The following is a 12,759-nucleotide window of genomic DNA, read 5'->3' as shown; positions in this document are numbered from 1 at the left end:
GCAAAAGACTTATATTTGCCTGAAATCCAAAAACATGAAAACACAACTACACCTCAGCGTTTGTGCCTTTTTGATTTTTATCGCAAACGCATTTTCCCAAACCGGAAACACCTGTGACAACCCCATCGCCATTCCTTCGTTGCCTTATCAGGTAAGCGGGTACACCGGCAATTACGGCGACGACTTCGATTTGCCCCAGGGGACATCCTGTGGTGCGCTGCCCGCTACGACGAATTATCTCGCCGGCAGTGAGGTTTTTTACAGCTATACGTCAGTGGTCGATGGAGATCTTACCCTCTCTTTGACCGCTTCCAGCCTCAACTCCGGCATCTTTGTTTATACAAATTGTGCGTCAGTGGGTACGGCTTGTGTGGCCGGCTTAGCCAACAGCAGCTCCTCGACGCGTTCACTTACACTGAATGCCATCGCGGGGCAAACCTACATTATCGTGATTTCGTCGAGTGGGGTGACACCGGAAATCAACTACACGCTGATCGTGCAGCAGCGTATGTGTGGCCCACGTCCGTTTGCATTATCGGCTTCGGAAATTACGGGAACACAGGCCACACTTTCATGGAGCAATGCGTTTTTTCCGTCTTACCAAATTGCCGTACAGCCGTTGGGAAGCAGTATTCCTACAGGGCCGGGGCAATATACCAGCAATACGGACTCGGTGACGGTTTCAGGACTTGAGCCTGTTACACCCTATCAATTCTGGGTACGGTCAGAATGTGCAGAGAATTCCGGAATCTTTACCGATTGGGCCGGACCTTTCGCCTTCAACACCCAGATGTGCGACGCAACAAATACGTGCAATTATACTTTCCGGCTGAAGACCACGGCCAGCGGCTGGGGATCGACACGCATGCAGGTGCGGCAGAATGGTATTGTACTGGCCACACTGGGTTCAACCTTTGTCACAGGACAGGGTCCTGTGGATGTAACTGTTCCTCTTTGTAACGGTGTTCCTTTTGACCTGTTCTGGAGCGTTGCCAATACGACACCCGGAAACAAGATGATTGACATCCTGAATTCTTTCGGGCAAAAGATTTTTTCGAAACCAGCCGGGGTCGGCTCCGTAAACACCATCTTATATTCAGGTGTGGTCGACTGCAGCGCGCCGCAATGCGATTTAGCGCCTGAATCTGTTTCCGTAAACGGGCTCACCACCAACAGTGCCAACGTCGCCTGGGTTTCGCCTGCCATAACTTCCTGGGATATTTACCTCGCTGCACCCGGAGATCCCATACCGACCGTGGATACCGTCCCGACATATGCAAATGTGACGACAAATTCCTACACTTTAAGCGATCTGGACGATGATACCGCATATACGGTATTTATCCGGTCGAATTGTACGCCTTTAAGTTCCGGCTGGTCAGCGGCAAGCTTCAACACCTTGCCGATATGTATTAAGCCGCTGTCCTTATCAGTGTCGTCGATTACCACCAGCAACGCAACACTTTCGTGGCAAAAGGGCACGCCTGCCGATACGGCATGGGAAGTGCTGCTTTTACCGAGCCTTTCCGGACAGGTTCCGGCGACGCCCCCGGCGGCCAATCCTGATTTATCGGGCGGCGGACTGCTCATCCCTACGACGATTTATTCGCCACTGACACTGGACACGGGGACACTGTCTGTAGCAACGATTTATTTGTACTACATCAGGACCGTTTGTTCCGCCGACCTAAAAAGCAAATGGGCCGGACCATACGTTTTCAATACCGTGACCTGTGACCCGGCAGACAAATGCAACTATGTGTTCACAATGACCGATACCGGTGCAAACGGTTGGAATGATGGCAGAATGCAGATAAGGCAGAATGGCATCGTCATCAAGACGATCGGGAATTCAATTAATGGCGCCTCGACTTCGGTAGCGGCCGCGCTGTGCAACGGCGTCCCTTTTGATTTGTATTGGAGCGAGGGCGGGACTGCTCCGTCGGAAATCGGGGTATCCATACAAAATCCTTATGACGATACCATCTTTACGAAATTACCCGGCCAGGGCAATCCGTTGGATGTATTGTACAGCAGCATTGCCAATTGCAACCCGGCCGCTTGCCCGAAACCATCGGCACTGACCGTAAACAGTGATGCCATGACGCAGACTTCAGCAATGTTGGCATGGACTGAGAATGGAACGGCGACACAGTGGGAAGTGTACGTGGTCCCTGAAGGCGGACCTGCACCGGTAAATGACAATCCCGTCACGGGAACAGGCGCTTATCATATCGCCGACAGCAATCCGTACCTACTGACCGGGCTGGAGCCGCAAACCAAATACATCTATTACGTAAGGGCAATTTGCTCAGAAACTGAAATCAGCACGTGGCCCCTTACCGCGCCCAAGGCTTTCACCACCAAACCCTTGAATGATGAATGTAGCAATGCCACCATAGTTCCGGTCAACCCAGGCATTGACGGCATGTTGTTTGCCGAGGGCAATACCAAAGGAGGTACCGCTTCGCTTCCATATCCTTCGATGGTGTGCGGGAATTTTGATGACGACATCTGGTTTAGTTTTCAGGCCACTGCCACCACGCACCTCATCATGATGGATGATTTCTTACTGGATTCGCCTGTGGGACAGGATCTCTCCCATTCGCTTTACAGCGGCGACGATTGCGGGTCGCTGACGCAACTGTATTGCAGCACGCTGAATGCCAGTGTCGCCAACAATCTTACCATCGGGAATTATTACAAAATCAGCGTATTCACCAATTGGCCGGATGCGCAGTCCGGGCCATTCAAAATCAGGATTACAACGCCCGAACCGGTAACCAATGACGAGTGCAATACCGCTATACTGGTACCTACCGGTGACAGTACCTGTTCAAACGCAACCCACGGCTCGATAGCCGGCGCTTCGGCTTCGGCGCAGTCGACTACCTGTGTTGGCACTCCCGATGATGATATTTGGTTTAAGTTCGTGGCAGTCGATACCAACATGGCCATTTCGATTGATAATATAGCGGGGTACAGCGACCTGGTGCATTCCTTGTATAACGGGGATTGCGACAACCTGACGCCGTTGTATTGCAGCAGGCCCCATGCGAGCATCGCTGAAAACCTGATCGTGGGACAAACGTACTATGTCAGGATATGGAGCTATTCCGATGTGCCTGTGAACGCGACTTTCGACCTCTGCATCAGGAAAACGACCGTCCCTATTACGGTGACGACTGCACAATACACGAATGAGCAGCTGGTATCCAACGTTTTGATTAACAACCCCTGCGTCGACATCAGCAATGTCTCGTCGTCGAGCGGAAATAATTTTGGATCGGTCAATGGCATTGGCTATTTCACGAATTTCGAAAGCAATAATTTCTTTCCTTTCACGAACGGAGTGGTCCTGAGTACCGGTGATGCCGTTCATGCGGGAGGCCACAACCTTACAACACTCAGCGATGGCAGCACTTCATGGGCCGGTGATTTCCAATTGGAAACAGCAGTCAATATGGATGTCGGGTCACGGAATGCGTCGGTACTCGAGTTCGATTTCACGACACCCACGGCATACATGAGTTTCAATTTCCTTTTTGCTTCAGAAGAATATGGAACCTATCAATGTAATTTCTCCGACTCTTTCGCGTTCCTCCTGACCGATTTGGTCACCGGTACCACCAAGAACCTGGCGGTCCTACCCGATGGCAGTACGCCGATTTCGGTCATCACGATTCGGGACAATGCCTACAACCTCCAGTGCAGTTCAGTAAACCCGGAGTTTTTTGATCACCTGTTCTCTGCAGATCTGGGCAACGAGCTATTCTCAGCCATTAATTTCAACGGGCAGACCCACGTGATGACAGCCGCATCAGCTATTGAGCCGAACCATCCGTACCATATCAAGCTCGTTATCGCTGACAGGGGCGATTCGCAATTCGATTCAGCCGTATTCATTCAGGCCGGAAGTTTTGCATCGGGCCCACCCGAATGTCATGACAAGCTAAGACTTACGGCATTTATCGACGCCAATAATAATGGAATCAAGGACGACACCGAAATTCCATTCACACACGGCTCGTTTTCTTCCCAACTCAACAATGCCGGTGAGGTCAGTCACATTTCAACGCCGGTTGGCGTGTACACGGTCTACAACCCGAATCCGGCAGACACTTACGATTTCAGTTATACGGTAGATCCGGAGTATCAAACATATTTTACTGCCGGTACAACCGCATTCAACGATGTCAACATCCCCGTGGGAAGTGGCACGACCGAATTGTTTTTCCCAATCAGTATCCTGCAACCGTACACCAACGCATCGGTATCAATAGTTCCTGTGAACAGCCCGCGCCCGGGGTTTGACTATGTGAACAAGGTCGTTTACACCAACCTGGGTATGACTGCCTGCTCCGGGACGATAACCTTTAACCGCGCAGCCCCAACAAGTATCGTGGCTGTAAGTCAGTCCGGAACGACGGCTACTGATGACGGCTTCGACTATAGCTTCAGCAACCTGCTGCCTCAGGAAACACGTACGTTTGACGTGACGCTGCATGTGCCGAACATCCCGGCGGTGCACCTTGGCGACCTGTTGACTACGTCAGCGGTAATTACGGCCCAGGCGGGCGACATCAACAGCAATGACAACCTCTTCACCAACACCCAGGTTGTCGTGGGATCATACGACCCGAACGACAAGCAGGAAGCACATGGCGGCAAAGTCAATATCAACCAATTTACGGCTGACGATTACCTCTACTATACCATAAGGTTCCAAAACACGGGCACTTACAACGCGCTTAACATACGGATCGAGGATTTATTGGATCCGCAGCTGGATCCTGCGAGCATCCGGATGGTAGATGCGAGCCATAATTATGTGATGCAACGCGTCGACAATAAGTTGGTTTGGTATTTTGATTATATTCAATTGCCGTCTGTTTTCCAGAATGAGGAGCTGAGTCATGGATACGTTATTTTCAGGGTTAAGCCGCTGCCTGGATTCGAGGCGGGCGATGCAATCCCGAATGTTGCGGAGATTCATTTTGACACCAATCCGCCGATTGTGACCAACATTGCCAACACCATTTTTGAAATACCGCTGGGCATCGGGCAAATTTCTGAGTCGGATGTGTTGCTATTTCCAAATCCGGCCGATCAGTACGTCCGGATAATCCTTGCCAATACGTCGGAAAATATTGCTGCTGTCAGTATCTTTGATATGTTGGGCAAATCGATTTTCAGGCAGGTCACGGTTAATTCACGGGAAGCGGAACTCGATATTTCGCAGTTGGCCAAGGGCGTTTACATGGTCGAAATTGTCACTGAAAACCATCTGAAACAGGTAAAAAAATTAGTCATCCGATAGTTCATTAAAACCAAGCCGGCCGTTTACTCGAGCCGGCTTTTTTATAAAAGTCCGACTGAAACATCACTGACCCGATATATGTGCCATTCATCAAAAAAATTAGTGCCTTACTCAAAAAAGAAATAACTTTAACAGCTGATTTCAAAGCCAAAATCCAAACAAAAACTGTTTTTTATTCCCAAAATTGACAGCAATGAAAAAAAATTACTGCCTGCTCTTAATCTTATTGTGTATCGCGTTTTCAGGCTACAGCCAAAATTTTGAATGCTTCGCCAGCGGGATAAGGATCAACAATACGATCTACAACATCTCCGGATCCCAGCCCATCCAGCTCATTAACCCGGACCCCGGCGCTTCATTCTTTGATGGCGTTGCGCTGGGCGTATTCAGCCAGAATTCGGGCTGCGCAGCCATTACCGCGGGCGAAGTAAAAACCTGGAAAACCGCCTCCTCTAATGTGTGTTCCGTAACCCTCCAGTGGCGTGTTTATCCTGCGGGATTGCCGTCAGGCACTTTTAATACGATTCCGTTAGCACAGGTTTTTGAATGCAACACCGTGACGAGCATCTTCAATGACGGCCTGGGTCCGTGCGCTGCAAACGACCAGAAATGGAAAGATTACGGCCTGAATGTCAATTTCCTTACCGGCCTTACACCGGGGAATTATACGCTGGAGGTGTTTTACAGTTTTGATGGCTCAGATGTAACCGCGTCCGGTTGTGAAACCACGCGATTTATCAGCAATTCAGGTCAGAATTTCAGGGCATCGTTCACCGTTTCCAATCCGACGGCAAGTCCGTCCGTATCGGCCACGACAATTTGCGAAAACAGCAGCCTTCAATTAACCGCGAATCCCTCAGGCGGAACGCCGCCCTACACGTACAACTGGACCGGCCCCAACGGTTATACCTCAGCCCAGCAGAATCCGGTGATATTGGCCCAACTGAGCCATTCCGGGGTATATTCGCTTACCATCACCGACAGTTGCGGCGTCACTTCCGCCGCGCAGCAGACACCGGTTGTTGCCGTCGAGGACCAGGTCGTACCGTCTTTTGACGCCATCGTCCCTGCCATCTGCCGCAACGGCATTGCCCCTATTTTATCCACCTCGTCCACAAACGGCATCACAGGTACGTGGAGTCCTGCAACGGTAAGCAACACAGCCACAGGAACATACACCTTTACACCGAATGCGGGACAGTGCGCAGAAACGTTAAGCCTTACGATTTTTGTGGTGAATAATGTGACGCCCACTTTTTCAGTCCCTTCCGTAATTTGTTATAATGAACCTGCGCCGGCCCTGCCCGCGTTGTCTAATAATGGCATCGTTGGGACATGGAATCCTCCGGTTATCAACAACCAGGTGGGAGGCAATTATACCTTTACCCCTAACGCAGGACAGTGCGCCGTACCGTTAGTCCGCACGATCACCGTAACGACAATCAATCCAACTTTTGACCCGCTGCCCCCGGTCTGCGAAGGATTGCCAAGCCCGGCGCTTCCGGCAGCTTCAACCAATGGCATCACAGGCACGTGGAGTCCTGCCGTAATTAACAACATGGTTTCAGGCTCGTATGTGTTTACGCCGAACCCCGGGCAGTGCGCACCGCCATTTACACTACCCGTGACCATAACCCCTAATACCGTCCCGACATTCAATCCTATTCCGCCCATCTGCGAGAACGCGGCACCACCGGCACTACCTTCCACTTCGCTGAACGGCCTCACAGGAACCTGGAGTCCGGCCGTCGTGAACAATACCGTCACGACCACCTATACGTTCACTCCGAACCCCGGACAATGCGGCACAGTGGAGACATTACAAATCCAAGTTATCCCGAACGAGACGCCGCTTTTTGATCCTGTTGACCCGATTTGCGCAGGCGATGCCGCGCCGGTTCTACCCGCCACTTCAAACAACGGCATCAACGGTACCTGGAATCCTGCTGTGGTTGACAACATGGCTACGGGCACTTACACGTTTACGCCTGACGTTGCCGGACCCTGCGCCGAACCGGTAACTGTTACAGTGACGGTCAATCCGATATTGACACCTGCGTTCGACCCGATACCACCGATTTGTTCGGGCGGGCTGGTTCCGTTGCTCCCTGCCGTGTCCAATAATGGCGTTTCCGGATCTTGGAACCCCGCCACGATTAGCAATACGGCAACTGGAACGTACACTTTTACACCGGATTCCGGTGAATGTGCGCTTCAGGCTACGCTGACCGTTACGGTTCAGGACAATCTGATTCCCGCTTTTGTACCGCCTGCCCCAATCTGTGAAGGCGATATAGCACCCGTCTTACCAACGACCTCGACGAACGGCATCACAGGAACCTGGAACCCGGCCGTCGTAAGCAACACGGCAACGGCCACTTATACTTTTACACCGGACGCGGGACAATGCGCCTTGACAGCGCAGATTACCGTTACGGTGCAAGACAACATCGATCCAACATTTACGATTGATACGCAAATCTGTGCAGGAGATATCGCGCCACTTTTGCCAAACGTATCCAACAACCTGATCACGGGTACATGGAATCCTGCAGTTGTTGACAACATGGCTACCGGTACTTATGTGTTTACTCCCGATGCAGGGCAATGTGCAACCGTCACGACGATAACTATCGAAGTGAATCCGATTTTGGTGCCGTCGTTCAATCCTGTGGCTGATTTGTGCGCAGGTGATGCGGCACCGGTATTGCCTTCGGTTTCCAACAATAACATTTCAGGAACATGGAATCCGGCTGTGATAGACAACACGGTTTCCGGCACCTACACTTTTACTCCGAATCCCGGGGAATGCGCCACGCCAACTACCTTAAGCATCACGGTACATCCGGTCATCACGCCGTTGTTCGACCCAATTGCCCCGATTTGCGAGAACGCCATTGCGCCCGTTTTACCGCTTGTTTCAAACAACGGCATCACAGGAACCTGGAATCCCGGCGTCGTAAACAACACGGCAACGGCCACTTATACTTTTACACCGGACGCGGGAAATATTTGTACGTTAACTGCGCAACTGACCGTCGTGGTTAATGAAAATACTACGCCTACATTTGCCATCGACACCCAAATTTGTGTCGGTCAAACGCCTCCGTCGCTGTCCAATATTTCAGATGAGGGAATTACCGGAAGCTGGGCCCCTGCGACGGTTGACAACACGACCAGCGGCACTTATGTATTTACGCCCGATCCCGGACAGTGTGCTTTGGTTACCTCGGTATTTATTGAGGTTAGTCCGATAATGACGCCGGATTTTGACCCGATCGGGCCGTTGTGCTCGGGTAACGTTGTACCTGCCCTGCCGTTGGTTTCCAACAATGGTATTTCAGGTACGTGGAGTCCCGCAGTTGTCGATGCTGACAGTTCGGCGACCTATACTTTTACACCTAGCCCAGGAGAGTGTGCTGTACCAACGACGTTGGACATTATCGTCAATCCGACAATTGTTCCCCAGTTTGATCCGATTCCGGCAATCTGCGCGGGAGATACCGCGCCGGTTCTTCCACTGACATCGAATAATGGAGTAAATGGGACATGGAGCCCCGCCACCGTGAACAACACGTCCACCACGACGTACACTTTTACGCCAGACCCCGGAAATGTATGTACTTTGGATAGACAACTTACGATTGTAGTGACCCCTATCATCACCCCGTCGTTTAGCGTCGATACCCAGATTTGCGTCGGCGAAAGTGCGCCAATGCTTCCTGGCGTCTCAAATGAGGGCATCACGGGATCCTGGAATCCCGCAACGGTTGACAATACTACTGACGGCACGTATGTATTTACTCCCGATTCGGGCCAATGCGCGACGCCGCTCAGCGTTCAGATTAATGTGAGTCCGATACTGACACCTGATTTCAATGCCATCGCGCCGGTTTGTTTCGGATCACCCGCACCTTCTTTGCCTTTGGTTTCAAATAACGGCATCTCAGGCACGTGGTCGCCTGCAACGGTCAGCAATACGGTTTCAGGAACCTACACTTTCACCCCGAATCCAGGCGAATGTGCCGTCCCCATCACCATAGACATTTCCGTCAACCCGGTAATCACCCCATTATTTGACCCAATCGCACCAATTTGCGAAGGGCAGCCCGCGCCCCTGCTTCCTTTAGTTTCCACGAACGGCATTACCGGAACATGGAGTCCTGCGGTGGTTGATAACATGGTGTCAGGATCGTATACTTTTACCCCCGATGCCGGCATCTGCGCTGAGATGGTGCAAATAACCGTCGATGTGAATCCGCTAAGCACGACCACATTCGCGCTCAACAACACCCTATGTCTCGGAGACACACCTCCTGTCCTTCCAACGACGTCGCTTGAAGGATATACCGGAACCTGGAACCCGGCGGTGGTCGACAATACAACAACCAATACGTATGTATTTACTCCGGATCCGGGACAGTGTGGACTGGTAGTTACGCTGCAGATTACACTGCTTCCCTACCTGACACCAACGTTCAATCCGATCGCACCAATTTGTGTGGGTGATACCGCTCCGGTCCTGCCGTCGGATTCCAACGAGGGTGTAGCGGGGATTTGGAGTCCTGCAGCTGTCGACAATACCGCATCCGGAACTTATACGTTTACACCATATCCGGGACAATGTGCCAATGTGGCCACTTTAGACGTTGTTGTGAACACACCGGTTACGCCAATTTTCAATAGCTTGTCCCCCATTTGTCCCAATCAGGCCGTTACTCTGCTCCCGGCGGTGTCTGAGAACGGAATAACCGGATCGTGGAATCCGGCTGTCATCGACAATACCACCTCGGCCACCTACACATTTACGCCCGACGTGGGCCAGTGCGCTACTACAACGACTTTAACACAAACAGTGAATACTTCGGTTGATGCGGTGTTCAGCTTTCCGACTGCGTTGTGTACCGGAAGTGTTGCGCCGCTTTTGCCGGGTGTATCGGATAACGGCATTACGGGCAGTTGGACTCCGTCTGTCATTGACACCAATGCCAATGGCAGCTACATATTTACACCGGATTCCGGCCAATGTGATTCCGGGCCGGTCACGATTGCTGTTACGGTAGGAAATTCGGTGCCGTCACTATTCGATCCGATCGTTACAATATGTTCGGGTTCAGTCCCTCCCGCGCTCCCGTCAATCTCTAACAACGGCATCACCGGAACATGGACTCCGGCCGTAATTGACAACCTGAATGATGGCGTGTACACCTTCACACCGGATGCCGGCCAATGCGGTTTACCCGTTACGATTACTGTAACCGTAGCGCCATCTGTAGTTCCTGAATTTGATGCGATACCGGCATTTTGCTCAGGCGCTACGGCACCGGTGCTGCCTGCTGTGTCGAATAACGGCATTTCAGGCGACTGGAATCCCGCTGTCGTGAGCAACACCTCGTCGGGGACTTATACCTTTACGCCAAACGGCAATGCGTGTTACGCAACCGTGTCTATCACTATCAACGTCAATCCTGTGACTGTGCCTGCGTTTGATCCTATTGCTCCTTTTTGCGCGGGTACTCCGGCTCCAGCGCTGCCGACTGTCTCTAACAACGGAATTTCCGGATCCTGGATGCCGTCGGTGATCAGCAATACGACAAGCGGAAATTATACATTTACGCCGTTTGACAATGGCGGTTTATGCTCAGTGCCGGTAACGATTGCAGTAACGGTAACGCCGGGAACCGCAGTATTCAGTTTCCCTACGACGATATGCGCCGGAGGTACAGCGCCTGTTTTACCAAGTCTTTCCGACAACGGTGTCAATGGAACATGGAGCCCTTCAACCGTGGACAACCAGCTTTCCGGCACGTATGTCTTTACGCCGAATGCCGGGGAATGCGCCTCACCGGTAACGACCGCAATAACGGTAAATCCGGCCCTCACGACAACATTCACGCAAATTCCGCCGGTATGTGTAGGCACTACGCCACCTGTTTTGCCGACGGTTTCCACAAACGGAATCTCGGGTACGTGGAACCCGCCCGCAATCAATATCCTGAATACCGGCCCGGCGGCTTACGTATTTACACCCGACCCCGGACAATGCGGTACGGGCTTCACCATGACTATTTCGGTGTTGCCCCTTACGCTGCCTGTGTTTGATCCTTTAGCGCCAATCTGTGAAGGCGATGCGGCACCGGTACTTCCTACCGTATCGCTGAACGGAATTGTTGGCGCATGGTTTCCGCAGACCGTCAACAACATGCTGAGTGCGATTTACGTATTTGTGCCCGATGCAGGCCAATGTGCCGATATCACAGCCGTTGAACTGACGGTCAATCCGAAAACCTTACCTTATTTCGACCCTATTCCCGCGGTTTGTATAGGGAGTACGCCGCCCGCATTGCCATTGACTTCTCCAGGCGGTATCACGGGCACCTGGAGTCCGCCCGTAATCAATACGGCACAGACGACATTGTACACCTTTACACCCGATCCCGGCCAGTGCGCGTTGGGCACGACAATGTTTGTCAACGTAGTGCCTACTGAGGCGGCGGTATTTGCACCGATGGGTCCTTACTGTTCGGGCTTTATCCCCGAACTGCCGCCCACATCGGACAATGGCATTGAAGGCACGTGGAATCCCGCTTCGATTAGTGGCAGTGGAACGTACACCTTTACGCCGCAAAACAACTGCGGCCCGAGTATCGCGATGGACATTACAATCAACCCCTCACCAGAGGACATGGATATTACAATCATCAATCCACAGGGCGATTCGGCCACCGGAAGCGTACGCATAGAAGGCGTGACCAACGGAACAGGGCCTTATCAATATGCGGTTGACGGCGGCGCCTATGGATCAGACAACACAATCCGTAATATCCTCGCCGGTGAACACACGGTGAGTGTGCGCGATGCCAACGGCTGTGAATTTACGAAAACGGTCACACTCGTTGGGGGCTGTCTGCTTCCTAAAGGTTTCTCCCCGAATAATGACGGCAGGAACGATACTTTCAAGGTCGTGGGTTGTGATATCCTGAAACTCGAACTTTTTAACCGTTGGGGTACCAAGGTGAATTCATTCAACCACTACAACAACACCTGGAACGGCGACGACGACCGTGGAGAACAGCTCCCTGATGGTACGTATTTCTATGTTGCTGAAATGGTGGATGGAACTACAAAAAGCGGGTGGGTTTATCTTAACAGGTAATGATTACAAACCACAGAAAATCCCAGATTCCACACCAATTGGAATTTGGGAATTTTTTTTAGCCTGTACAGAAAATTTCGGGGATGACGGCGCGCAACAAAAAAATAAGCCAAAAGACATGTAGAAAAACACAGCACTCGATTCCCTGATAGAGAGGTTGATATTAGATGACATTGAGGTCGACGACAAGTATAAACATCTTACCGTGCGTTATTACGCGATACGTAACCTGCTATTTTCTTTTTATCAGGACAAAAGTTACTGTTAAGAAAGTCTTTGGCGG

Annotated in this window: 2 protein-coding genes; both read left to right on the top strand. The window is 51.5% G+C overall.

The window, feature by feature from the left end:
- Positions 1–34 precede the first annotated feature (34 nt).
- Entirely contained in the window at positions 35–5,320 is a 5,286-nt protein-coding gene (locus HYN48_RS05430; protein ID WP_108370158.1) for a DUF7619 domain-containing protein, read from the top strand.
- Between the two features lie 193 nt (positions 5,321–5,513).
- Positions 5,514–12,476: a T9SS type B sorting domain-containing protein gene (locus HYN48_RS05425; protein WP_108370157.1), complete on the top strand. Its 6,963-nt coding sequence runs from the start codon at positions 5,514–5,516 to the stop codon at positions 12,474–12,476.
- The last annotated feature ends 283 nt before the right edge of the window (positions 12,477–12,759 follow it).

This window comes from Flavobacterium magnum (assembly GCF_003055625.1).
Lineage (GTDB): Bacteria > Bacteroidota > Bacteroidia > Flavobacteriales > Flavobacteriaceae > Flavobacterium > Flavobacterium magnum.
The sequence above is the reverse complement of the archived record's forward strand: the minus strand, read 5'-3'. Positions and strand labels throughout refer to the sequence as shown.